General features: G+C 35.6%; 21 protein-coding genes. 16 read left to right on the top strand and 5 right to left on the bottom strand.

Going from position 1 to position 26,533, the window contains the following annotated elements:
• The first annotated feature begins 391 nt into the window (after positions 1–391).
• The 6 genes from D9842_RS21680 (at position 392) to betA (ending at position 7,310) form a co-directional block, all read left to right on the top strand.
• Positions 392–979 (top strand): TetR/AcrR family transcriptional regulator, encoded by a 588-nt coding sequence (locus D9842_RS21680; protein ID WP_121664263.1) that lies wholly within the window; start codon positions 392–394, stop codon positions 977–979.
• A 16-nt stretch (positions 980–995) separates the two neighbouring features.
• Positions 996–1,415: a DUF3995 domain-containing protein gene (locus D9842_RS21685; RefSeq protein WP_121664264.1), complete on the top strand. Its 420-nt coding sequence runs from the start codon at positions 996–998 to the stop codon at positions 1,413–1,415.
• Between the two features lie 88 nt (positions 1,416–1,503).
• Entirely contained in the window at positions 1,504–2,652 is a 1,149-nt protein-coding gene (locus D9842_RS21690; RefSeq protein ID WP_121664265.1) for an FAD-dependent monooxygenase, read from the top strand.
• Positions 2,653–2,976: 324 nt separating this feature from the next.
• Positions 2,977–3,546: a Uma2 family endonuclease gene (locus D9842_RS21695; RefSeq protein WP_121664266.1), complete on the top strand. Its 570-nt coding sequence runs from the start codon at positions 2,977–2,979 to the stop codon at positions 3,544–3,546.
• 456 nt (positions 3,547–4,002) lie between these two features.
• Positions 4,003–4,854 carry a DegV family protein gene (locus tag D9842_RS21700; RefSeq protein ID WP_121664267.1) on the top strand — a complete coding sequence of 284 codons (852 nt, stop codon included), beginning with the start codon at positions 4,003–4,005 and terminating at the stop codon, positions 4,852–4,854.
• A 770-nt stretch (positions 4,855–5,624) separates the two neighbouring features.
• The gene (gene betA / locus D9842_RS21705; RefSeq protein WP_121664268.1) at positions 5,625–7,310 is read left to right on the top strand and encodes a choline dehydrogenase; all 1,686 of its coding nucleotides are present in this window, start codon (positions 5,625–5,627) and stop codon (positions 7,308–7,310) included.
• A 234-nt stretch (positions 7,311–7,544) separates the two neighbouring features.
• Here betA and D9842_RS21710 read toward each other — a convergent pair whose 3' ends face one another.
• Both D9842_RS21710 and cudC read right to left on the bottom strand, forming a co-directional pair.
• Positions 7,545–8,438, bottom strand: coding sequence for a glycine betaine ABC transporter substrate-binding protein (locus D9842_RS21710; RefSeq protein ID WP_121664269.1), 894 nt, complete (start codon positions 8,436–8,438; stop codon positions 7,545–7,547).
• A gap of 183 nt (positions 8,439–8,621) precedes the next feature.
• On the bottom strand, positions 8,622–9,173 hold the full coding sequence (cudC, locus tag D9842_RS21715; protein WP_121664270.1) for a choline uptake/conversion transcriptional regulator CudC: 552 nt from the start codon (positions 9,171–9,173) through the stop codon (positions 8,622–8,624).
• Between the two features lie 293 nt (positions 9,174–9,466).
• On the opposite strand from cudC, the gene betB reads away from it, so the two are divergent.
• From betB to D9842_RS21745, 6 genes are all read left to right on the top strand, one after another.
• Positions 9,467–10,936: a betaine-aldehyde dehydrogenase gene (gene betB, locus D9842_RS21720; RefSeq protein ID WP_121664271.1), complete on the top strand. Its 1,470-nt coding sequence runs from the start codon at positions 9,467–9,469 to the stop codon at positions 10,934–10,936.
• 694 nt (positions 10,937–11,630) lie between these two features.
• Complete coding sequence (locus D9842_RS21725; RefSeq protein WP_121664272.1) at positions 11,631–12,578, top strand: carbohydrate ABC transporter permease; 948 nt, start codon at positions 11,631–11,633, stop codon at positions 12,576–12,578.
• Positions 12,579–13,418 (top strand): carbohydrate ABC transporter permease, encoded by an 840-nt coding sequence (locus D9842_RS21730; RefSeq protein WP_121664273.1) that lies wholly within the window; start codon positions 12,579–12,581, stop codon positions 13,416–13,418.
• A 34-nt stretch (positions 13,419–13,452) separates the two neighbouring features.
• Positions 13,453–14,085: a YesL family protein gene (locus tag D9842_RS21735; protein WP_121664274.1), complete on the top strand. Its 633-nt coding sequence runs from the start codon at positions 13,453–13,455 to the stop codon at positions 14,083–14,085.
• A 189-nt stretch (positions 14,086–14,274) separates the two neighbouring features.
• Positions 14,275–15,606 (top strand): ABC transporter substrate-binding protein, encoded by a 1,332-nt coding sequence (locus tag D9842_RS21740; protein ID WP_373995081.1) that lies wholly within the window; start codon positions 14,275–14,277, stop codon positions 15,604–15,606.
• A 237-nt stretch (positions 15,607–15,843) separates the two neighbouring features.
• Positions 15,844–16,809 carry a glycine-rich domain-containing protein gene (locus tag D9842_RS21745; RefSeq protein ID WP_121664275.1) on the top strand — a complete coding sequence of 322 codons (966 nt, stop codon included), beginning with the start codon at positions 15,844–15,846 and terminating at the stop codon, positions 16,807–16,809.
• A gap of 202 nt (positions 16,810–17,011) precedes the next feature.
• On the opposite strand, the gene D9842_RS21750 is transcribed toward D9842_RS21745, so the two are convergent.
• Positions 17,012–18,259 carry an oligosaccharide MFS transporter gene (locus D9842_RS21750; protein WP_121664276.1) on the bottom strand — a complete coding sequence of 416 codons (1,248 nt, stop codon included), beginning with the start codon at positions 18,257–18,259 and terminating at the stop codon, positions 17,012–17,014.
• Positions 18,260–18,278: 19 nt separating this feature from the next.
• Positions 18,279–19,265, bottom strand: coding sequence for a glycoside hydrolase family 43 protein (locus tag D9842_RS21755; RefSeq protein WP_121664277.1), 987 nt, complete (start codon positions 19,263–19,265; stop codon positions 18,279–18,281).
• Positions 19,266–19,884: 619 nt separating this feature from the next.
• Between D9842_RS21755 and D9842_RS21760 the strand changes: the two genes are divergently transcribed.
• Together D9842_RS21760 and D9842_RS21765 are read left to right on the top strand one after the other, a co-directional pair.
• Positions 19,885–21,318: a glycoside hydrolase family 1 protein gene (locus tag D9842_RS21760; RefSeq protein WP_121664278.1), complete on the top strand. Its 1,434-nt coding sequence runs from the start codon at positions 19,885–19,887 to the stop codon at positions 21,316–21,318.
• 303 nt (positions 21,319–21,621) lie between these two features.
• Positions 21,622–22,575, top strand: a complete 954-nt coding sequence (locus D9842_RS21765; RefSeq protein WP_121664279.1) for an alpha/beta fold hydrolase — start codon at positions 21,622–21,624, stop codon at positions 22,573–22,575.
• Between the two features lie 202 nt (positions 22,576–22,777).
• Here the strand turns inward: D9842_RS21765 and D9842_RS21770 are convergent, their stop codons facing one another.
• Positions 22,778–23,962: a DUF4317 domain-containing protein gene (locus tag D9842_RS21770; protein ID WP_121664280.1), complete on the bottom strand. Its 1,185-nt coding sequence runs from the start codon at positions 23,960–23,962 to the stop codon at positions 22,778–22,780.
• 235 nt (positions 23,963–24,197) lie between these two features.
• On the opposite strand from D9842_RS21770, the gene D9842_RS21775 reads away from it, so the two are divergent.
• On the top strand, positions 24,198–25,766 hold the full coding sequence (locus D9842_RS21775; RefSeq protein WP_257535934.1) for a sensor histidine kinase: 1,569 nt from the start codon (positions 24,198–24,200) through the stop codon (positions 25,764–25,766).
• Between the two features lie 22 nt (positions 25,767–25,788).
• The gene (locus tag D9842_RS21780; RefSeq protein WP_121664282.1) at positions 25,789–26,469 is read left to right on the top strand and encodes a response regulator; all 681 of its coding nucleotides are present in this window, start codon (positions 25,789–25,791) and stop codon (positions 26,467–26,469) included.
• The last annotated feature ends 64 nt before the right edge of the window (positions 26,470–26,533 follow it).

A 26,533-nucleotide genomic window follows, 5' to 3' on the forward strand; every position in this document is an offset into this window, starting at 1 on the left:
AAATACTTTTAGGGGAATTTATAATTACCGTATTGAGAACCAAGTGGTTAACGTTGGGGACATAACATATATGTTTTAGTGGATCTCTAATTACAACAAGTAATATATACTACGATTGATGATTTTTAATAAGATCAGTTTTCCCTAAATGGAACAAAATATGGAGTAACTCTTGAATTAGTTGTAGATTACTACTGTGCAGCAAAGGTTCTTAGTAGCAGCCAACATTTTGAGGTAATAATTAAAAGGTGAGCATCTCTTTTATCGTGGGATGCTCTTTTTGAATGGAATAAGAACCTTTCGAATTTTTATTGTTAAAATATGGTTTTGGTGTTAAAATGACCTTAGTCATAAAATGACCAAGGTCATTTTATGAAGGAGGCTGAATTCTATGTTACGAGAAGAAAGAAAAAATGAATTAAAAAAACAAATATTTTTTAAGTCAATCGAACTTTTTAAGGAGTATGGGTATGACAATGTTACTGTAGAAAAGATTGCATCATCCTGTGGAATTGCTAAGGGTACATTCTTTAATTATTTTCCAAAGAAGGAACATGTACTACTATATTTAGGGAATTCACAAAATGATTATCTTCAAGAGATCACACAAAAATATAAGAATGTAAAAATTAAACAACAACTTCTACTCATCTTTAAGGAGCTTTTGTCCGTTTACTTGGAAAATTCAGATCTCCTTAAACTCGCATTGTCAGAAACCATTCGATCTGCTCTAAAGGATGAATCAAGGAATATAAACTTATTTAAAGAAACCATGACTATTTTAATAGAAGAAGCAAAAACAAATAAAACAATAAATACCCGTTTTGATTCAAAAATGATTGCCTCTGTTCTTGTAGGAATCTATTTTAACACCCTAATTAGTTGGTCTGTAAGTCAAGATGAGAGTGTGAATATTGTCTCTATTTTTGAAGGGCAATATGAAGTGATTTGGGAAGGGATTGAACAAGATCTAAATTAAGAGTGGAGGTAAAGAGATGCAACTATTCATTTACTTGTCGATCATAATTTTAGGTTTAGTAAGTGTGTTACATTTTTATTGGCTATTTGGTGGAAAATGGGGGCTCCGAGTCTCGTTACCTGAAAAAGTAGAGGGCGGAGCTGTATTTACTCCAAGGTGGATTGAAACTTTAATTGTTGCAATAGGATTAATAGGTATGGCTTTTATATTATTAGCTCAAAATAATTTAATTCCCTTTTTCACACCGAATGCCTTTACGAAATGGTCATGTATCATAATTACCTTCATTTTTTTACTAAGAGCAATTGGAGACTTCAAATATCTGGGGTTTTCCAAGAGGATCAAAAATACTAATTTCTCTAGGTGTGATACGAAGTTTTACTCTCCTCTGTGCTTATTTTTAGGATTAATATTTATGACTTCATGGTTATTTTAGGACTCTGTTTCTTTAAGTAGTGAAACATTGTATAAAGCTAAGTTTGAATAGTAATAGACCCACCACTTTTAGGGAATGAGGAGATAGTATGAAAAAAAGAATCCTTATCATCGGGGCTGGGATTAGTGGATTAGCAAGTGCCCTTATGCTTGAAAAGATTGGTTATAAACCAGTAATCTTTGAAAAGTCGGATTGCTCTCGAAATGATGGCGGTGGTTTAACCCTTTGGTCCAATGCAACAGATGCACTTCATTCGATGGGTCTATTAGAAGAAATTTATCAAAACAGCAAAGTCATAAGTGAATCAACCCTTAAAACATCGTCAGGACAAACACTAGCCACTATACCACTGAGAGAGTTAGCAACTAAATATGGTACACACACAGTAGGTATTTTAAGAGCCAACCTTCATCACATACTAGCTAGTAATTTAAAACAGACAGAAATAAAAAAAGGCTATAGACTAGTAGACCTAAAAGAAACTAATGAAGAAGTAATCGCACGTTTTGAAAATGGTCATGAACAAGCAGGGGATCTATTATTAGGAGCAGATGGAATATATTCAGCGGTAAGAAATAAGATATTTCCTAATAATTCCTTACGTTTTAGTGGATATGAAGCTTGGAGAGGTATCTCTACTTATACAGATCAATATACGAAATCTGGTCTTGCGTTTGAAGCATGGGGTAATGGGATGCGATTTGGTTTTATTCCTATGTCAGATTCACTAGTTTATTGGTTTGCGACAAGGAATACCTCGGAGAATCTGAGTGAAGGTCAGATATCTAAAGAACAATTGACCCATACGTTTAGAGAATTTGTCGAACCTGTTCCGACCGTTATTAAAGTTACAAAAGAGAAAGACATCACTAGAAAGGTGATCTATGATCTAAAGCCATTACAGAATTGGTCAAAAGGTAGAGTATTGCTAATTGGCGATGCAGCGCACCCTACAACACCTAATCTAGGACAGGGTGCGTGTATGGCTTTGGAGGATGCCGTAATTCTTGCGCAAACTCTAGAAAAAGGAAACTCAATTTCACACACTGTCAAGACCTTTGAAGACATGCGTATGGATAGAGCTAAGTTCATTGTAAATAGCTCTTGGGTATTGGGGAAGATTGCACAAATCGAAAATAAGTTATTTTGTGATGTTAGGAATAGACTAGTAAAAATAGGTCCTTCAATACAAAGAAACAGTAATTTTAATAGAATTATCGGCCATAAAATTTTATAAATGGTGAAGTAAGTAGTTTGCATGTGATAGGAAAGGCGTTACATTGTATAGTAAAGTCCGGTAATAACCACTTTGTGGAAATATTGTATAAACCACGGCAGATCTAGTACCATTTAGCAGCTTTATTAGCTAACAAAATGCTAACATTCGGTTTATAAAAGAGGCTTCTCAATTAGTTGATTGAACTTATTGAGAAGCCTCTTTCTTTAGTAAACGGACCAGTTGGGGCAAGACTTGTTATATTATGAGTGCTTGAAGTGAATCTGTGTAATGCTCTTGAATATGCTAAAATATGATTAAGCTTGAATTGAAAGGGATGATTTAATGACCATTCCGGATAAAAAAGAGAAGTATTCGTATGCCGATTATCTAACATGGGACGAAGGTGGAAGATTCGAATTAATTGATGGGGAAGTTTTTAATATGTCTCCTGCTCCATCACGCAGGCATCAACAGGTTCTCCGAGAGCTATCTACAGCTTTTTCGATTTTCTTGCGAGAAGAAGAATGTGAAGTTTTTTTTGCGCCATTTGATGTACGGCTATTAGTGGAAAATAAACAAGATGATGATATAAATAATGTTGTTCAACCCGATTTATCGATTGTGTGTGACCAGAAAAAGCTTGATGACAAGGGGTGCAATGGAGCACCGGATATGATTATTGAAGTCCTTTCACCTTCATCTGTTAAGTTAGATCGTTGGATAAAGTTCCAACTTTATGAAAAAGCAGGGGTGAAAGAGTACTGGCTTGTTGACCCGGTTAACGAATCTGTAGAAATATATCTTTTAATCAATGAGCAATACAAATTTCAAGGAGTCTTTACAAAAGTTGATAAAATTTCTGTAAATATATTAACCGGATTAGAATTAGACCTAAATCAAATTTTTGATTAAATTAATGTGACTGACTGACCCCATTACTTTAGTGCTTTATCGTACTGGGGATTGCAGGCCCCTTTTTTCATTTAAATATTTATCACAGCGACAGCCTGGATAATTTTGTTCCACTAATAGATTTCTTATATCCATTATGTTGATGAAACTTTTAGGAAACCTCTTTCTATTTTTTACATGTTTTAGTTGTTTATAATTGGACAAATTCAGGGGCGTCACTATTTCATGAGCCACAAATTTAAGAAATAGTTAATCTATTTTTCACCCATTTTTTAAACTAGTCATGTAAATGAAAGACTACTTCCTTAATTTGAGGAGGTAGTCTTTTTTTTGTTGTTAAAATTCACCTTTGAAGACTTTTTTGATGCCAGACGTTATAAGGCTTTCTCGTGTATAATTAAAGCACAATGTAGGAAGAGTAAACGCGGACCTAAATATACCCAAGGGGGAAATAGAATGCGAAGGATCATCTTATCGACCGAAAGCGGTGCTGACGTACCGAGTGATTTAGCTGAAAAGTACGATGTTCAAATAGTTCCAATGCATATCATTATGGATGGAAAAGATTATTTAGATGGTTATCTTCCAGTACAGGATATTTATGACTATTACGGACGTACGAAGAAAATACCCTCTACTACCTCCACAAATGCACATGAGTATCAAGAGTTCTTTGCAAATATAAGAGAGAGTTTCCCAGATTGTATCATTGTCCATATTGGTTATACATCAAAAGCTTCTTCTTCTTTTCAAAATGCAGTCATTGCTGCGGAAGAATTTGAAGGTATTTTTCTCATTGATGCTCTGAACGTTACTGGAGGATTAGCGGCGATTGTACTGTATGCTGCTGAGTTATTAGAAAAGGAACCTTCCATTGAACCGGAACATTTAGTTGAAAAAATTGAGGCAATCGTTCCTAAATCAAGATTGGTTTTCATTCCAGGTAGTCTTGAGTTCCTTAAAGCAGGAGGACGAGTAAGTAATATGGCTTCTTTGATTGGAACTTTGTTGAAAATAAAGCCATGCATAGAGTTGAAGGATGGAAAGCTTATGTCCACAAAAAAGTACCGCGGGAACATGAGTGGAGCTACTGAAAAACTTTTTAGTGATTACTTAAATACATACAACATCGATAGAAAGCAGCTATATTTTATTTATTCAATAGGGTTTGATGAAAGAATCAGGCAGCGGATGGATGAGATTGCAAAAGAAAATGGATTCCACAATATAAGGTGGATCCAGGCGGGTGGTATGATTTCAACGCATTCTGGTGCTGGGGGCTTCGGGGTAGCGGGATTGGAGCAATAATACGGGAGAGGCTATATGCCAGAAAGCAATTGATTGAAATGATTGGAATTATGAAAATTAAAGTGTAGAAAAATGAGGAGAGTATCTTCTTTGATTGCTAATATTTTGCTAACGCAATCTAGTGAAAAACGGTTAATTCCTGTTAAAGATGTTACAGTAGGAATTTAATAATACATTGATTTGTTGTACTCTATCCACACCAAGCTAACAATATTACACACTCTCGGCTTACGGGTGGTATGATGTAATCATTGCCCAACCCCCTAGATATACAAGCGTTTTAATCGTAATTTATATACTGCTTTAAAGACTTCCCAAAGGTCAATTAAACCTTTAGGAAGTCTTTTTTTATTTTGCGTTAGAAAGCCTCCGATTACGAATATCTCCTGGTTTACAAAAAAAAACCACTATGTTATATTAAATTTATTAAATATGTTAAATAAAAATTTAACAAAATTAACAAGGAGAGAAATGTTCATAAAAAAGGAATGGTTGAGTTCGTTCTGGAATAACATGGGACATTACTCAAATGATAGTGTCCATGTAGACGATTGGTCACAGGATGCAATTAGGCAAATATAAATTCTTAGTTTTACATATGAAATAAAGAATTATTTATAGAATAATCATAGCTAGATTACTAATTGGCTTAAGGCATTAAAAAATAACCTATTAATCTTGCCTTTTACTATCGGCAAATTTTTAATGAATGCTTTTTCATATTTATTTGATTATTAAATACAATTTCTACATCCTAGGAGGTTCTTAATATGAGTGAAACATATGATATTGTGATTATAGGTGGGGGTAGCGCTGGTTCTGTACTTGGCAATCGCCTTAGTGAAGATGGAACACGTAAGGTTCTTGTTTTAGAGGCAGGGCGTAAGGATTTTTCATGGGATCTATTAATCCAAATGCCAGCAGCTTTGCCGTTTCCTGCAGGGAAGCCATTATATGACTGGAGATACGAATCAGATCCGGAGCCTTATATGAATGGACGACGTATCAAGCATGCTCGAGGAAAGGTGCTTGGGGGATCAGGATCAATAAATGGAATGATTTTTCAACGTGGTAATCCACTTGACTATGAACGTTGGGGAGCAGATTCTGGAATGGAAACGTGGGATTTTGCGCACTGTCTTCCTTATTTTAAGCGCATGGAAAATGCATTAGGTTCAGACCCAAGTGATGAGTTGCGTGGTCACGATGGTCCTCTTAAATTGGAACGTGGTCCGGCTACTAATCCTTTATTCCAAGCCTTCTTTGAATCAGCTGTTGAGGCAGGCTACTCGCGAACACCTGATGTGAATGGCTTTAGGCAAGAAGGATTCGGTCCGTTTGATAAGCATGTGTACAAAGGTCAACGATTTGGACCTTCACGTGCATATCTGCATCCGGCTATGGAGCGTGAGAACCTCACTGTAAAAACTCGTGCATTTGTTACAAGTATTGATTTCGAGGGTACTCGAGCGAAGGGCTTGACGTATCAAAGAAATGGAAAGACTCATCAGGTTATTGCAGGTGAAGTTATACTTGCTGGTGGTGCAATTAACACACCACAGCTACTTCAACTTTCAGGTGTGGGTGATGCTGAACATCTACGTTCACTTGGTATCAAACCGGTCGTTAACCTTCCTGGTGTAGGAGAAAACCTTCAGGATCATCTTGAAGTTTACATTCAACACGCTTGTCCACTACCAGTTTCGGAACAGCCTAACTTAAGCAAAGCACGGATGCCTTGGATTGGCTTGCAGTGGTTACTAGGACGTAAAGGTCCTGCAGCGACCAACCATTTTGAAGGTGGAGGATTTGTTCGTTCAAATGAGGATGTCAAATATCCTAATCTTATGTTTCACTTCTTACCTGTTGCAGTACGATATGATGGACAGAAAGCAGAAACAGCGCACGGATTCCAGGTGCATGTTGGACCTATGTACTCTGATGCTCGCGGATCATTGAAAATTCGTTCGACTGATCCTACTCAGCATCCTAGTATGGTCTTTAATTATCTATCGACAGAGCAGGATCGTCGTGAATGGATTGAAGCAATAAAGGTTTCAAGGGAAATTCTTTCACAGCCAGCTATGGCGCCTTACAATTCAGGAGAAATTTCACCAGGTGCTTCCGTACGTACAGACAAGGAGATTTTAGATTGGGTGGCACAAGATGCAGAGACAGCTCTTCATCCTAGTTGCACGGCAAAAATGGGGCCTGCTTCAGATCCAATGTCTGTCGTAGATCCCTTAACGATGAAAGTCCATGGACTGGACAATGTACGAGTAGTAGATGCGTCTGCTATGCCTTATGTAACAAATGGAAATATCCATGCACCAGTGCTGATGTTGGCTGAAAAGGCAGCAGATATCATCCTTGGAAAAAAACCATTGGATCCTATTAAAGCTGACTTCTATCGTCACGGGGTACATCCGACCGATGCAGGAACAATTAAGAGTTAACTATTCATAGTGCTTTACATGAAAGGCATCCTATCAAATGTAATTGCCCAGCAATCATTAATGATAGAATGCCTTTTCTATTTTTTGAAAGAATAAAAGGATTTAGCTTTCTTCAGAAGTGCTTCTGGATCTCTTTTGTCCTGAAATAGTATCAATATATGAACAATTGCATTCAGATAATATGAATCAAAAAGAAGTGGATCCCTCAATACGAGAGATCCACTTCTTGCTACTTTATTTTACCCATTCATCAACTAGTTCCTGGTTCTCCTCAATCCATTTCTTAGCCCCATCAAGTGGGTCTTCAGCACTTTCTACATAGTCGATTAGCTGACCGATTTGTTGATCATCCATCTTCCAGTTATTGAACCATTCACTTACTTCTGAATAATCTTCTTCAAAACCATGTCTTGTTGCGTGGTGAATTTTTTCTACACCACCGAATGTGTTTTGAGGGTCTTCTAGGAATTTTAAATCATAATTTGAAAATATCGAGTGAGGACTCCAAAGTGGTGCCACAATTGGTTCTTCATTTTCTATTGCTTTTCCAATCTGAGATAACATAGCAGGTTCGGAGCTTGGTACTAGTTCAAGGTCAAGATTATAATCTTTAATTAATTGCTCGGTAACTTCCATCGTACCTGCTCCAGGATCAAATCCAACAATTTCTCCATTAAATAGTTCTTTATGTTCATTCAAATCTTCCACACTATTAATATCTTCTAAGTATGTTGGAACAACAAGTCCTACTTTTGCATTGTCAAACCAAGTGGATTCTGAGAAATTAACCGTATCTTGAAATTTTTCTAAATAAATAGCATCTTGGACAGGCAACCATATTTCTAAACTAGCATCCAAGTTGCCACTTTCTAATGCCTTCATTGTAGCGCCCATGTTCAATACTTTTAATTCCACGTTATAACCTTTATCTTCTAAAATGGCTTTCCACATATTTGTCACAGCAATATTTTCAGCCCAGTTTATTTGGCCGATTGTTATATCTTGATTATTTACCTCTGCATCTGATTGTCCACTGTTTGTTTCCTCACTAGTGCTTCCACATGCAGTGAATACAGCTACTACTAGTAGAACTAAAATAAAACTAAGTCCTTTTTTCCATTTGCTCATGCATTAAAACTCCCCTCTATTTTTTATGTAATTAAGTCAAAAACATCTTAAAAATTAAATACGTTAAGAATATTTTTAACAAAAATACAAAGCTAATTTATCTCTTTTTTGAAGAGATCAGTATATGTATACAGGTAGTCGATAGCTATTTACTAAAGACCACCTGGTACCTACTTTCTTATTTTAATCTTGTTGATCTTTAGGTAAAAACTCAAATATCTTACCGCTTCTTATACTTGCAACTAAGCTTTCTAACCAATGATAGTAAGTTTTAGACTCTTCTAACTGATCGTAGTACTTTTTTGCCTCTGCTACAATTTCCTGTGTACTAGAAGAATCTTTAATAAGATTAATAAAATCTTCTTGTGCTTCTTCAATTGCTTCCATATTTGTTTTTACTTCTCGTTCCCACATTTGACAATAAAACACCATAAAAGAACGGAAGAAATTTTTCTCAGCAATATAGGTGTGTTTTCTAGAGCCGCGTGTAAATGTCTTTTTTACCATTTCTATTTCTTGAAGCTTACGAATACTAGTACTCATACTTGGTTTACTCATACCGAGCTCCGTACGCATTTCATCAAGAGTCATCTGATTTTGGAAATACATTGTCGCATATAAATTTGCAGCAGCCGGTGTTACACCATATAAGTCCATCGTCTCTGCTATGGCACTAATGACTTTATCTTTTGCTTCTTCAATTTTAATTCTGGATTTTTCAGTAGTTTCACTCATAAAGTAGCTCCTTCAATATAGAGTAAAGTGTATTAAATATTTTTTTAATTTTCTTTACAAACTTTATGATACCGTGTTCAGATAAAATGTCAAATGGAAAACATAATTTTACCCTAATTTATTAGAAAACTTACTAGGAAGTCATAATTAATCTAGTTCATTATTATTCTTATCTATGTATTACTGTCTTGTAGTTATCTTTGACAGCGATAGTAAGAAATGTTACTATTTTTAAAAAGTTAAATAAATTTTTAACAAACTTAATTTTGAACGAAAAATTGGAGTGGTTTGATTTGAGTCTAAAAAAACAATACATTAATGGTGAATGGGTAGAAGCAATATCGGGTAATACGCGTGATATTATTAACCCATTTAACCAGGAAATGATTGCAACTGTTCCAGAAGGTGATGAGTTAGATGCACGTGCAGCAATCACTGCAGCTAGAACAGCATTTGATAATGGAGAATGGGCATCTACTCCAGCAACTGAGCGAGGAAGTATCGTAAGAAATATTGCTGAACTAATAATAAGAGATAAAGAAGAGCTTGCTAGATTGGAATCTTTAGATACTGGTAAAACAGTAGAAGAAAGCCGTGGAGACATGGATGATATCGCAGGAGTCTTTCGTTATTACGCAGACCTTGCAGATAAAGATGGCGGGGAACTGATTGCTTCTCCAGTCCCAAACTCGATCAGTAGGGTAGTGCGTGAGCCTGTTGGAGTCTGCGGTCAAATTACCCCGTGGAATTACCCATTATTACAAGCATCTTGGAAATTAGCTCCAGCACTAGCTACAGGGAATACACTAGTTATGAAACCAAGTGAAATTACACCACTTACAACAATTAAAGTATTCGAGTTAATGGAAGAGGCGGGGGTTCCAGCTGGTGTTGCAAACCTAGTACTTGGTGCTGGTCATACAGTTGGTGCAGAATTAGCAGAAAATGTTGATGTGGATCTTATTTCCTTTACAGGTGGCATTGTTACGGGGAAGAAAATTATGCAAGCAGCAAGCGTGAATGTAAAGAAGCTTGCACTTGAGCTTGGTGGGAAAAACCCTAACATTATTTTTGCTGATGCTGATTTTGAGACAGCTGTTGATCAAGCATTAAACGGAGTATTTTTCCACGCAGGGCAAATTTGTTCAGCGGGCACAAGATTAATCGTTGAAGAAAGTATTCATGATGAGTTCGTTAACGCTCTTGTTCAGCGGGTTAACAAGTTTAAGTTAGGAAGCGGATTTGACGAAGAAACACAAATGGGTCCACTTATTTCAGCTGAACACCTTGCGAAAGTAGAAGAATATGTAGAAACAGGCATTAAAGAAGGTGCGACATTAGCAGTTGGTGGAAGTCGCCCAAATGAGCCAGAGCTACAAAATGGTTTTTTCTTTCTACCAACAATTTTTACGGACTGTACAACAGACATGAGCATTGTTCAAGATGAAGCGTTTGGGCCTGTTATCACAGTCGAAAGGTTCCGTACAGAACAGGAAGCAGTGAAGCTTGCTAATGACTCGATCTATGGACTTGCTGGTGGTGTTTGGACTAGTGATATCGTCAAAGCTGAACGTTGTGTGGCAAAGATGCGTATGGGCACTGTATGGATTAATGACTACAACCTATACTTCCCACATGCACCTTGGGGTGGCTTTAAACAGTCTGGTATTGGACGTGAATTAGGAAGATTAGGTATTGAAGAATATACCGAAACCAAGCATATATACCAAAACCTTAAACCTGAACCTATCAAATGGTTCTAAATATTAAAAAGGCTTCTCATAAGTTGACTAAACTTGTGGAAAGCCTTTTTACGTGTATTTAATCACTTTAGGGGGTTCCGAGTTCAAAAGGAATGCATTAACTTTTGTTTTTATAGAATAATTTTGGATATGGTGAAAATTCTATGATTTTAAACCAGAACTAATTTTTTAGAGTTAGGAATATAACTTAGTGAACATATACTTACAAGTTAAATATAACAAGTTTGGTTGTAATTATAAATAGTAAAATATTATTTTTTACTAAATAGAGGTACCATTAGTTATGATTACTGAAAAACAACAATATTAGACAAATTTTCTATAGTGAATAAAAGATTTAGAAAATACTTGAAATTAAATATCTAGTTATTTATAATCAAAATATATCCAACATATACGTATGAGTTATTGGCGAATTATCTTTACATTTGTTCGTACAAAATAAACTCACATATTATTGGTACGTATGAACTATTTTTAATACGATTAGTGTAAGCGTTACCATTTAATGTGCTACAAAGGGGTGGTTTTATTTGATTCAAATCTTATAAATAACATGACTTTCATACTTCTATTCTAGAACTCATTTCGATCTCGCTTTAAACAGTCTTAGGTCATGATAAAAATGTATTGTGTGTTTTTCCATGCTCTTAAGAGGTTTTCAGCTATTATGTATCAAAGGGAGGTTTTTTACATGTTACCTACTTCGAAGAATACATCACCTGAAATGACAGTAACAGCAAATAGATCAAATAAAGTGTTGAAATTTCTCAATTCAAAAAAAGTAGTACCGTATATTTTTGTCTCTCCGTTTATTCTTTCTTTTTTGGTTTTATCTTTATATCCTTCAATACAAGCAATCATCATGAGCTTTCAGCGAGTACTTCCGGGACAAACAACATTTATAGGAATGTCTAATTATTCAAGGGTTCTTAATCCAACCTTTTATAAGGCTCTATCAAATACATCTATCTACGTTTTACTAACCGTTCTCATTTTAGTCATAACACCAATTATTCTAGCTGTATTACTAGATTCTAAGCTTGTAAAATTTAAAACATTTTTCCGTGCATCTTTGTTTTTACCTGCATTAGCTTCAACAATTGTAGCTGGTATGGTGTTTAGACTTATGTTTGGTGAAACGGATACAGCTGTGGCTAACCAAATTTTAAATTGGATAGGTTTAGAGTCAGTTGATTGGAGATATAACGCTTGGTCAGGTATGTTTCTCATGGTTCTTCTTTGCAGTTGGCGTTGGATGGGTGTGAACATTCTTTATTTCTTAGCTGCTCTGCAAAATGTTCCTAAGGAATTATACGAAGCAGCAGAAATGGATGGTGCATCAACAATAAAGAAGTTTTTCTATGTAACATTGCCATTTTTAAAGCCGGTTACAATCTTTGTAACAACCATTTCCGTCATTAATGGTTTTAGAATGTTTGAAGAAAGCTTTGTTTTCTGGGAAGCTGGTTCCCCAGGAAATATTGGATTAACAGTTGTTGGTTATTTATATCAGCAAGGAATTCAGCAGAATGATATGGGATTTGGTGCAGCAATCGGGGTTGTTTTAATGTTAATCATCTTTGCAGTTAGCTTCATTCAACTTATTTTAACTGGAGCCTTTAAGAAAGGGGATGAGTAAATGAAAAAGAGTAAAAATACATTAGTCGTTTGGTTAATCAATATAGGCTTTTGCATCATTTCATTTATTGCGTTATTCCCTATTTTAAATTTGCTAATTTCATCACTAAGACCTTCCTCTGAATTAATGCGAAATGGAATTAGCTTGGCTTTTGATCCTAGCACACTGAGTTTTAATAACTACACGTATATTTTTACACAGGCTGGTAATTATTGGGGATGGTATGTGAACAGCTTGACCATTTCGGCGATTACAATCGTTTTATCGTTATTTTTCTCTTCGATGGTGGGGTATGCACTTGCGTTATACGACTTTAAGGGAAGAAATCTAATTTTTGGATTTGTACTATTTATTTTAATGGTTCCTTTTGAAATTCTTATGCTCCCGCTCTTTCAATTAATGATTAGTATGAACTTAATCAACACGTACACAGCTGTTATTCTACCTGCTGTAGTTGCACCTGTAGCAGTATTCTTCTTCAGACAATATGCGATTGGTCTTCCAAAAGAATTAATGGATGCAGCAAGGATTGATGGAGCTACAGAGTATGGAATTTTCTTTAAGATTATGCTTCCACTTATGGGACCATCGATGGCAGCGATGGCGATTCTTCAAGGATTAGGAAGTTGGAACAACTTCTTATGGCCATTAATTGTTTTAAGATCGAACGATATGTTTACATTACCGATCGGTTTAGCAACGTTATTAACACCATACGGAAATAATTATGATGTACTCATTGCGGGTTCTGTTATGACGATTATTCCAATCATTATTCTCTTTGTCTTTTTCCAGCGGTACTTTGTTGCAGGACTTACAGTTGGTGGAGTGAAGGGGTAATCCTATTGCGGATATAAAGAGGTGGAGTATTGATATGAATGGGAAAGAAATTGTATCAAAATTAGATTTTATACTTCAATGGATTTTCCGCCTTGTTGTGTTAAATGTAGCATGGATTTTCTATTCGGTTCTTGGATTATTTGTAGCAGGTATCTTTCCGGCTACTGCCGCTATGTTAAGTGTAGCTCGGAAGTGGATTCTGGGTGAACATGATATTAAGATTTTCCAAACATTTAAGAACGCATATCGTCAAGAATTTGCTACAGCCAATATATTAGGATGGATTTTAACGATAACCGGAGTGATTCTGTATGTTAATTTTCAATTAATGAAGAACTCAGTAAGTGTGTTCTCTGTTGTAACTCCTTTTGCCTTTTATTTAATGGTTTTCTTCTATATGATTCTATTAATTTGGGCTTTTCCAATGCTTGTTCATTATAAAGCTACCTGGAGACAACATCTTAAGAATGCCATTATTGTAGGTTTATCAAAAATTCATTATACCCTAATGTGTGGCTTAGCGATTTTTGCGATATTGTATCTATCTTTAAGCTATCCGGGGATCATTCCTTTTTTCACGATTAGTGTCTTAGGGATAGGTGTGATGTGGGTTACGTTGCGGGTCTTTACTAAAATGGATCAGGGAGTAACCGTGAAATCACTGTGAAATGCTGTAGCATCTATTAAATGTTTATTCCTACCTATAGTAAAAATAAATACAGCTATGAGTATGCATAAAAGTTAGTTTGTAAGCGCTTGTCCTGAGGTGGCGAACTTAAGGGAGGTGAAACGATCGAATTAATTTCATTATGAAAAAACTCTAGGCTTTAAAAATGATAACCAAGGGGGAAGAAAATTGAAAAAGTCGTTATCAGTACTATTGGGGTTACTAATGTGTTTTATATTAGCTGCATGTAACGGAGGAGATTCAGCATCTGGTGAGGCAACGGAAAAGGAAGTTATTGGTGGAGAGGTTGAAAATGCAACTGAATTAAAGTATTGGACATTTGTTGAATTGCATATGGATTTCTTTAAAGACGCAGTTCCTCGATGGAATGAACTTCACCCAGATAAACCGATTAAACTTGTTGCTGAAACATTTCCTTATGATCAAATGCACAACAACTTATTATTAGCGCTACAATCTGGTAAAGGTGCACCTGATATTTCTGATATTGAAGTAGGTCGTTTTCCGAATTTTTTACAAGGTGAGCCACAGCTTTTACCTATGAATGAATATGTTGAGCCTGAGATGGATAATTTCATCCAATCTAGATTTGACATTTATGCTAAAGATGGTAACTACTACGGTATGCCTACACATGTTGGTGCTACTGTTATGTATTATAACAAAGAAATTATGGACCAAGCAGGTGTTGATATTAGTTCAATCAAAACGTGGGATGACTATGTAGAAGCGGGTAAAAAGGTTGTTGAAAACACTGATGCTGTTATGACAACAGTTCATACGGGTGATGCAACTACTTTCCAACAAATGATCAGTCAACAAGGTTCTGACCTATTTGATGATGAGGGTAATTTAACCATAGATAGCCCAGAAAACATCAAAACACTTTCTTTGTTGAATGATATGCTTAATACACATAAAATTGCTGAGTTAACACCTGGTGGCGAGCCGCATGCTGAAGAGTTTTATGCATTTATGAATGAAGGAAAAGCGGCATCTATCTCTATGCCAATGTGGTATATGGGACGTTTCACTGATTATATGCCTGACCTAAAAGGCAAAATGGTAATACGACCAATGCCTGCTTGGGAAGAAGGCGGAGATCGCTCGGTAGGTATTGGTGGAACTGGTACCGTTGTTACAAATCAAACTGAGCATGCTGAGCTTGCGAAGGAATTCCTAGCATTTGCGAAACTTTCTAAGGAAGCAAATATTAAACTATGGACAGTTCTAGGCTTTGATCCACCTCGTTGGGATGTGTGGGAAGATCCTGCAGTTCAAGAGGATAACAAATTCTATCAATACTTCGGTACAGATATCTTTGAAACCTTACTAGAAATTAAAGATGAAATTAATGGTATTAACGTAACAGAACAATATCCAGATGTTCTGACCGAACTTAATACCAATACATTAAATAATGTACTAAGACAGAAATCTGAATCTCCTGAAGATGCTTTAAAGAAAGCGCAGGAAACAGTTGAAGCAAATATGCAGTAAGTAGATTAAAGGGTTGAAACGTTTTGGTTTCAGCCCTTTTTTAGTGTTACAGAATTAGTTTGTTTGTAAAAGTTAAATCTGAGTAAGCGCTAGGATTCACCTATGGCGTTTAGGTATAAACCTGTTTTATACCTGTTTGGAGCTCCCCTCTAGAAATTTAACGAAACTTATATAAGTTTAAATCGTATAATAGGTAATGATTGGAGTAATTAACATAACTTAGAAGGGGAGAGGGCCATGGCGGAAATTTTTATTGGATTTATTATAATTGCATTCTTTATTATTTTAGGAAGTACATTATTTTCAGCACCTAAGAACAAATCATTAAGAAATGACCCAATCCCAGAGCAACTAGGTGTTCAGTTAGAGGAAGGAATACCGATTGTGAAGAAGCTCGATCAATCCTTAACAAACTCTTATATCGATAATGTGAAAAACCGTGTTTTGCAGGAGCGTCCGAAATGGAAGGATCATGAGTTTGATTGGGGTATGTTTGAGTTAAAGCGTTATTTCTTCATGAATAGCTTATTAAAATCAGTTCCGATGTTTAGCCATCACGTAGATGAAATTTGGCATGAGATGTTAATGTTTACAAGAGATTATGAAAAGTTTTCAAAGGACTTTTATAATGATACGCTGCATCACACGCCGAATATGGATCGTACACCGATTCCGGGTGAACGAGCCTTTTTTGATTGGGTATATATTAGTTTGTTTGAAGTAACTACGAACAGCAGAGCTATTTGGGGGCGCTTTTTACAGAACCCAATAAAGCGTGAAATAATAGAGGATTTTCGTCAATTATCTGAAGATGAGTTGCTTTCAACATATTTTAGAAAAAATGAAGACTGGTTAGAAGTAAAGAGATATTTAATTCGTAAAATGAAAAACGAGATTCTTGAGGCAGAGCAGCAAAAATCAGGCTCGAAAAAGTTTACTCCACATACATCAATGAGTGATACCAATATTTATTCCTATGCAGCAATGGCAGCTATCTTTTATTCGTTATATGACGAAGATCAATTTCATGAGCATATGAGTGAAGTAGTACCTGAAGAATATGATAAAGGTGTTCCTTTCAGTGGTGGTGGATCTTCTTGTTCTGGTTTTGCATGTAGCAGTGATTCAGGTGACTCGGGTGGCGGTGGAGATTCAGGAGGAGGTTCCAGCTGCTCCAGCTGTGGAGGGGGCTGCAGTAGTTAAGGGAACATTTTCCTTTGCTAGTAGTGTCTAAGAAGAATGTGATTTTTATATGGGAGACCTTCTCAGGAGGAGAAGGTACAATTAGAATGAAGGTAATCTAGATGAAAAAGAACACAATTTTTAGCCAGTTAGGCAAATTGCGTTCTTTTTTTATTCTGCTAGTTTATGAGATTAAACCTTCATCATTTTTCTATTTATATCACTAGGCAACCAAGTTTCTGTTAAACTGAGGCTGCTGTTTTTCACTTTTCATAATGAACGCACCAATGGTAACGAATACAATGACGATCAATGACAATACAATATAGGAGTTTTGGAATCCAATTGCACTATATAGTATCCCCATTACATAAGAGAAGATGGTGATACCAATTTGTTTTGCAAAGTTAAATCCAAGCATATAGACAGTTGCTGATAGGCGAACATCGAATACACCTGTAATATATTTCATAATAGAAATGAGCATCAATGGCATTTCAATAGATGCTAGTATTCTCCAGAAGGAAAGCATCCATATCTCAGTTAAAAATGCAGATCCTAGGATACGGACAAATAAAATAATACCCGCTAGAATGAGTCCGTTTTTAGCTCCTATTTTGTTAATAAACCATGGTGTTAACAGCATAAAACCTGCTTCAAGAAAGATTTGTAAGGATGTGATACGACTAAAAATGAGCTCTCCTCTAGATGTATCATCAAAAAAGCTAGTAAAATAATTTGGGAATTGTTGATCAAAGACATCAAACATTGTTGCGATCCCAATCATCATGATACAGAATCCCCAAAAGCTTCTGTTCTTAAATACATTCATGATATTTTCTTTTGTAACAGGGTTTTCTTCACTTTCTTTTGAAACTCCTTGGGTACTAGTATCATCATTTTTTACACGAAGTGCCCAGAGAAGTACACCAAGAATAATGGCAGAAACGGTACATGCCCAGAAAATACTATAAGGGTTACGTACAAACATGATACCGCCAATAAATGCAGCAGTACCGCCAGCTAATGAACCGAATAGACGAACATGGCCATACTCATAATTGTTTTCACGTGTACTACGTTCGATGTATGCTTCGACAACACCGACACCACCATTTAAACATAGGCTTAAGAAAGCCCCACCAACTACTGCCCCAAATATAGCATTGATTTGAAGTAGTGGGATAAATGCAAATTGAACGAATGGGCCAATAAATAAAAGACATAGAACGACAAAGCCAAAAAGGTATTTTTTTAAGCCTAGCTTATCTTGAATTAATCCATAAATTGGTTCTAATATTAGGGCGGTTATAGCCATTGCTGAAAATACGATTCCTGAAACACTTGTATCCAGATGGGCTGTTTTATGCAACCAAAATGGTAAAAAGGCGAATATTAAAGCCCAGATCATGAAGTAAAAATAGTACATACCGCCAAAATTCCAAAATTTAAGTTGGTTTAAGTTTCTCATTATCTATGAATCCTTCTTTCTACTTTAAAACTTCTGGTGTATTTGGTGTCCATCTTTTATCTGGAACAGGTACACCAAATATCGGATTTCCTTGTTCATCCCACTCGATTTTTTGAGCACGTGCTTGGCGGTTTGGTTCATAAAGTGGATCCCCGACTAATTCTGTGTAGTTACGAGCGTGATAGACTAGAATCGTATCTTTACCATCTGGAGACTCCGTAAAACAATTATGTCCTGGTCCATACTGACCATTTTCGGGACAACTTTGGAATACTGGCTCCTGACCTTTCGTCCATGAATTTGGATCTAGTAAATCATCATCTTCACTTGCAGTTAAAAGACCCATGCAGTAGTCTACCCCAGTGGCACTTCCTGAGAATGTGATAAATACTTTTCCGTTTTTAATTAAAACAGCAGGTCCTTCATTAACCCAAAATCCTTTAATTTCCCAAGGTAGTTCAGGCTTGGTAAGCATGACCGGTTTAGTTGATATGGTCCATGGATTTTCCATTTTAGAGATATATAGATTTGAATGTCCTTTAATATCTAAGTCCTGCTGTGCCCAAACGTAATATTGTTCACCTTTATGGAAGAAGGTAGTAGCATCAAGAGAAAACGTTGACATTTCAGTTTTAACTTCGCCCTTTTCAACCCAAGTACCCTCTAGTGGATTCTCGGATGCGTTTTCAAGAACGTACATTCTATGGTTAAATGTATTGTCGTTAATATTCGTATCAGGTGCAGCTGCAAAATAAATGTACCATTTATCATTTGCTCGATGAATTTCTGGAGCCCAGATTAAGTTGCTTAATGGTCCATTATCATGTTTCCACCACACAGCTACTTCTGTGGCATCGTGTAGATCATTCAATGTTTCTGCTCTTCTTAAAACAATACGATCATAAAGAGGATGAGAACCTGTAAAATAATAAAAACCATCCGTATGTTTATAGACGAAAGGGTCTGCTCGTTGTAAAACAATTGGATTCAAAATTTCTTCTGCCATCTTAAAACACTCCTTTTTAAATGCATGTTAACGCTTAATTTTTAAATAGAATGAATGAATCATTCTATTTATCTACTTAGTTAGCTTTAGGGAAAATGATTTCATTCTTGAATTCATAAAGTGATGTTCTGTTTTTTAATTTACCAGTTGTACGTACGTATGTCAATCGTAATCTCAATTATTGTAAAAAAATATCCTTTTTAAAGGTTGAAATGGGCTACAAAAACAAATTATGTACGTACGTCTCGTATAATTCCATTATCTGTTGCATGAATAGGTACTGTGTTTATCTGGTTGGTGATACATGTTGTACGTATATATATTCGTAAATTTGGTGAATATACAGGAATGAATGATCGGTAGTAGTTGGTGAATCCTTCTACAGTTCGAAAGCCTTTACATTCTTTTGGTAGAATGATATATTAATATCAAAGTTTATATAACTTATGGATTGTTACTGATAAAGCAGGCAAAACCTAAGTTGCTTAGAAATAGAGGAGGGAATCCTTCTGTTTTCTTGAGCAATTTAGGTTTTTTTTATGCAAAAAATGACCTTTTATTAGTGATGAGCTATTTCATTTTTAACAATGTTTCAAAATACTAGATGAGGTGATAAATAATGACTAGCAAATTTCCAGAAGGATTTTTATGGGGTGGAGCAACAGCTGCTAATCAATTAGAGGGAGCATACCAAGAAGGTGGAAAAGGCCTTAATTTAGCGGATGTACTTCCAGGAGGAAAAGGGAGACTTAAGCTTTTAACTGATACTGGATTTAATTTTGAAATTGACCACTCAAAATATGTGTATCCTAATCATGAAGGAATCGATTTTTATCATCGATATAAAGAAGATATCGCATTATTTGCAGAAATGGGCTTCAAAACGTTTCGTTTAAGTATTGCTTGGTCTCGGATTTTTCCGAACGGTGATGAAGTAGAGCCAAATGAAGAGGGTCTAGCATTCTATGATCGAGTGTTTGATGAACTAGCAAAGTACAACATCGAGCCATTAGTAACAATTGCACATTATGAAACGCCATTGCACCTAATAAAAGAATACGGTGGCTGGAGAAATCGTAAATTAGTAGAATTCTTTGAGCGTTATGTAACAGTTCTTTTCAATCGCTATAAAGATAAGGTGAAATATTGGCTTACGTTTAATGAAATTAACGGAGCAACACATATGCCATTGTTTGGTCTTGGTTTTTCACCCGAAAGTGAAGAAACACGTCTTCAAGACAGCTTCCAAGGGCTTCATCATCAATTTGTTGCAAGTGCTAAAGCTGTTCAACTAGGACATGAAATTATTCCAGGTTCACAAATTGGCTGTATGCTTATCTATGCACCTGTTTATTCTTTTGATAGTAATCCTGAAAATATTATGTACGCACAGCAAGAGGCTCGTATTTTCAATAATTTCTGTGGAGATGTTCATGTTCGCGGTGAATATCCAAGCTTCATTGACCGTTACTTCAAAGAGAACGACATTAACATCAAAATTGAAGACGGTGACCTTGAAATCATAAAAGAAGGTACAGTGGACTTTATTTCATTTAGTTACTATATGTCACGAACTGATAAGAAGAACAAAACTCCTGAAGAAATTGGTCAAGGAAACTTGATTGGTGGAGTGAAAAATCCATTCTTAGATGCAAGCGATTGGGGCTGGGAAATTGACCCTGTTGGTCTTCGGATTGCTTTAAATGAACTATATGGCCGATATCAAGTTCCTTTATTCGTTGTTGAAAACGGTCTAGGTGCTTACGATAAGGTAGAAGAAGATGGAAGCATTAACGATGATTATCGCATTGATTATTTAAGAGAGCATATTAGAGCAATGCGTGAAGCGGTAGAAGATGGTGTTGAATTAATGGGATATACTGCTTGGGGATGTATTGACTTAGTAAGTGCTTCCTCAGGTGAAATGTCTAAGCGCTATGGATTCATTTATGTAGACAAGCATGATGATGGAAGTGGAAGCTTAGAGCGTAGTAGGAAAAAATCATTTCATTGGTATAAAAATGTTATTTCTACGAATGGAGAAGAGCTTTAAAAATTATAACAGGTATGGTCAGGGAGGCTTCTATGTGGTTTTTACATGGAAGCCTTTTTTAATTGTCAATAAAAGCAAAGGAGAATGATCTAAATAGCTTCATCAATTCTCAACTTGTTTATCAAACGGTAATGTTTGTTTTTTTTCTTCAAGAATCATTCTGTATAAAAAGTGAAGGATTACACCTTCTATCCTTAAATTTGTACCATCTAAATAAAGGAAAATAGTAATAAAAAATTAACGTAATAAAAATATTTTAAAAATAACATGGTGGTATAATTTTACAAAAAAGGTGGTGAGGAAATGGAGAAACAAATTCATGTAAATGTAAAGAAGAAAAGGTTCAATTTTTTAAGATGGTTTGGGGTTTGTCTAGGTATGCTAATGTTAATTGGTTTTACTTATCAGCAAATTATGACTAGAGTAACAGCTGACATGTATCCTCCGGTAGGTGAAATGATTGATATAGGAGAGTATACATTACATTTGCATGCTCTTGGGGAGAAAACGAACCTTCCGACAATTATTCTTGAATCTGGTTTGGGTACGCCATCTTCGTATAAGGACTGGGAGAATATACAAGAGGAACTATCAAAATACACGAGAGTTATTTCATATGATCGAGCAGGATATGGCTGGAGTGAGTCTGCTTCAAATGAGCGAACAGCAGAACAAATTGCAGATGATTTATTTAAATTGCTTGAACAGGCGGAGGAAAAGGGTCCGTTTCTTTTAGTCGGCCACTCTTTTGGTGGGTTTACATCACAAGTATTTGCTCATAAATACAAAGAGGATGTGGCTGGACTTGTGCTTATAGATTCTTCACATGTTGATCAAGAGGGAGGATTTTCAAAAGGTGAAAGTTACCTAATTAGAGGGCTAAAAGAATTAGGTGTCGGAAGAATATTAGAGTTGATTAATATGCTACCTATCTATTCAAATGATGAACTATCTGTTCACTTTTTCCATCAACATTTTTATAACGATAATCAAATAAGTGAGCTAGAATTTATGATGACCAAATCAGCAGAACAGGTTCGTACCGCTCAAGCGGAAGGCTTCGGAAATATCCCGTTATTTATTTTGTCAGCTGAGCATGATGAATACCCAGAGTGGTCAGAACTGCAAGCCCAAACTGCTTCGTTATCCTCAGATAGTAAACATATCGTTGTTAAGGATGCTAGTCATTATATCCACAAAGATGACCCGCAGATCGTTATTGACACAATTATGAGTATGATTGAAAAACGACAATAGGTTAATAAGTAAAGGAATTCACTAGTAACAACTAAGGGTAATTAGCTAGCGGGTAAGATAATAAACAAAAGGAAATGTGAAAAGGTGGTACATTTCCTTTTGTCTATGGCTCTATTTCCCAAAATCTTAGTATTTTGTGTTGTGCTTCCATTTAAATAGAAAAATTAGATTAATTCTTAAGACACTCGTTTCAAAGTAAAAGCTAGTCTTCCTTTTGTTCCCCACCAAAAGCCTCTGGAATCATTGTAAAGCCTTCTATTACAGTATCTTCTTCCACTTCAATCATCAAATAACGTTTGCCACCTAACTGTACTTGTTTGACGTACCTTAAGTCTTGTGGGCTAATAGAGATATTCGCTATTTTTGTATTGATTTTAATTGATTTTGAAGTGAACTTTGGTAGAACACTGTTTGCTTTTATCTCATATTTGTCATCATCAATTATTTTTTTGAAGGCTGTTTCTACCTTTTCGGTGTTGATATCTTCTAGACCGCTCATTTTTAAAACTCGTTCAACATCTTTTGTGTCTAACTTTGGTAGTTCCTCCTCTTCATTTTCTACAATCATACGGTTTATCTCTTCATACACATTTGAAAGAGTAGATGTATTTAGTTGATCACCAGTTACGTCTTTGATAATTTCTTCAAAAACGATTTTATCGTCCTTTGCGGTCATTGTTTCTTCGCCGTTTAATACTTCTTCAATGAACTGATGATCTGGCTCATGTACCTTACCTGCTGAATACAGAATGTGATTAACATCAGCTGCATTGTCGGTAAAGCATGGAAACAGAAACCCAGCAATTGGAGCATTAAGGTTAATAATCGGATCAACAACAAAGTTATATTTGAACTCCCTCTCAACATAATCAAATAGTAGTTCTTTCTTTGGCTCTTGTGTGTTATTAATACTGCACAAAATAAAGGGATGAGAATAAACAGTATCTCGATCGCTTTCCTCAGCTTCATCGCTTCGTCGTTTTGTTGGCTTGAGGTATTCTCCTTTTATAAATGTAACAACTATGTCCATTTCATATTGTCGTATAAGCAGCATTTTGCCTACAATTTGCAGCATTTGCTCTTTCCAGCCTTCAACATCATTACTAAGTAATCCTTGATGTAAGATAAGCTGGCTATTATTTTCAGCATTTCGTTGAAACTTTAATTCAAATAGCTTCTCATCGAGCTGGCCAGCTAGCAATTTTTTGAAGTTATTCATAAATAACTCCTGTTGATCCTGATCAAGCATTTCAAATGGTTGACTTTGGTGATGATAAATCTCACTTGATTCTTTCATAATATAAACATTAAAAATGTCGGAGATTTTGAGTAAATCATTATCTATTTTGAATTGTTTTCGAATAAGTGCAACATCTTTTTTGTTCATGACTTTCCACTCCTAAGCTACCTTGAGGTATTCTCATCTGTTTCGTAATTCATCTATTTTACCATAATTGTTTAAGTGTTATTAAGGTCTTTCATTATCATACAGTGAAAGACCTTTTTTATTTTTTTGAAAGTTCATTTGAGTCGAAATATTCATTCATGTATTATAAATATAAATATCTCAAATTATATTATTTTGTTTAATATAGTAGTTTACAAGTAAAATGGAGGTTGATATGAAGGTTCAGTTTACATTACAAACTAAAATTTTAGGTCTCATTTTCTTTCTTATTTTACTTGTTATTGGAGTTCTTACCGCTACATTTGCTTATAATGAAACAAAAGAGGATGTTAAACAGGCTGAAGAATTGGCTCTTCAAACAGCTCAAACTCTCTCGTTTATGCCTGCGGTTCAAGAGGGTTTTCGGGAACAAAATGGTAATAGGCAAAATATGAATTTGGTTATAACTAAAATGATGGATCAAGTAGATGCTTCAAGTATTTTTATTGAAAATCGGGAGAAGAAAATAATCGCTGGAGAAAAGCCTATATCACGATCACATGAAACATATAAAGCTCTTGTTTTTGGGAGTTCCTATATTACTCATGTTGGAAAGAAAGAGGAAGAGGTTTTAAGAGGAATAGCTCCAATCATTCTTGATCACGGTGATTATACAAAGGTAGAAGGAGCAGTAGTTGTTGAGTTTCAGATGCTGGAAATCCGTAACCGTATTTCAGGTGAAGTAAAAGGAATGGCGATGACTTCCGCAATTGTATTATTAATAGGAGTGGTCGGCAGTATTGTTCTTGCACGTAATATTCGAAAAGATACTCTTGGGCTGGAGCCTTATGAAATCGCTTTATTGTTTAGAGAGCGTAATGCCATTTTACAATCAGTCAAAGAAGGTATTATTGCCATTGATCAATACGGCAGGGTTACGATGATGAATAAATCAGCTCAACAAATTTTAGACATTTCAAGTCGAGATGAAGTTCAGAAAATTAATGAAATGATCTCATCTGATACTATTTTAAAACTAATGGAATCAAAAAAAGATGTTGTAAATGAGGAAGTGCAGTACAAGGATCGAACTCTTATAGTTAATACTCAGCCAGTTTTAGAGGATGGAGAAAGAGTCGGTAAAGTTGCCACCTTTAGAGACAAAACGGAAATGAAAAAGATGGTTGATGCATTTTCTGAGGTGAAGCAGTATTCAGAAGATTTACGAGCACAAGCACATGAGTTTACAAATAAGCTTTATGTCATATTAGGATTAATTCAACTTGGTAAAAAAGAAGAAGCCATACAACTAATTCAAGAAGAAACAAAATCACAAGAACATCATGGCGAACTAATTTTTAATTCAATACAAGATGAGAAAATTCAAGCAATTTTACTAGGAAAACTTGCGAAAGCATCTGAAAAGAAAATTGTCTTTCATATTGAAGAAGAAAGTTCAGTATCACCTCTATCAGAAAAATTTAAACTTGCACCGCTAATTATTATTTTAGGAAATATATTAGATAATGCGTTTGATGCAGCAGCAGAAAGCGAAGAAAAAAAAGTTACTTTTTTTGCAACGGATTTTGGGAATGATGTTTTGTTTGAGATAACAGATAGCGGTAAGGGAATACCAAATGGCATGGAAGAAGCCATATTTGAAAAAGGTGTCTCACTAAAGGGAGAAAAAAGAGGGTATGGCCTTGCGAATGTGAAAGAGGAAGTGGAGCTTTTAGGTGGCTTTATTGAATTGACAAGTACGGAAGAAGAGGGAACTGTGTTTTCGGTATTTTTACCAAAGTAATAGATAAAGAGGGGGAACGGGTATGATTAACGTCATCATAGCTGAGGATGACTTTCGGGTTGCTCAAATTCATGAGGCATATTTAGCAGAAGTGAAGCAGATGAATTTAGTAGGAAAAGCAAGCAATGCTAAGGAAACGTTTGAATTATTGGAGAAATTAGATGTTGACTTACTTTTATTAGATGTGTACATGCCTGACCAGCTAGGCACAGAGCTTTTAGCCAAAGTAAGAGAAGCCTATCCTGAAGTTGACATTATCATGATTACAGCAGCAACAGACAAGGCCTTTATAAATAAAGCACTAAACTATGGAGTAGAACATTACTTAATAAAGCCGATCACCATTGAACGATTTAAAGAAGTAATGGATCAGTATAATAAGAAAAAAGAGTTGTTGAAGTCTGTAACCGATGTGAATCAAGATGTTCTTGATTCTCTATTTGGATCAGGAGATAAGCAAATTGAAAAGCCTCTGCTTCCATCAGGCATAGATTATGTTACTTTAAAAAAAGTAAAGGAAATCATCGAAACTGAATTTGATGGAATTACATCAGAGAAAGTCGGTAAAAAAATGGGTGCTTCACGAACAACGGCGAGGAGATATCTCGAATATTTAGTTGGAACGGGTGAAGCTATATCAGAGCATGTATATGGAATTGTTGGAAGACCAGAGAGACGTTACTACTCGAAAAAAGCAGAGTAGTAGCGTCTCTCTGCTGCTTGGTGAACAAAATGAACAAAACTAAATTTAATTTATTTATTACTCA

This window comes from Metabacillus litoralis, from assembly GCF_003667825.1.
GTDB lineage: Bacteria > Bacillota > Bacilli > Bacillales > Bacillaceae > Metabacillus > Metabacillus litoralis_B.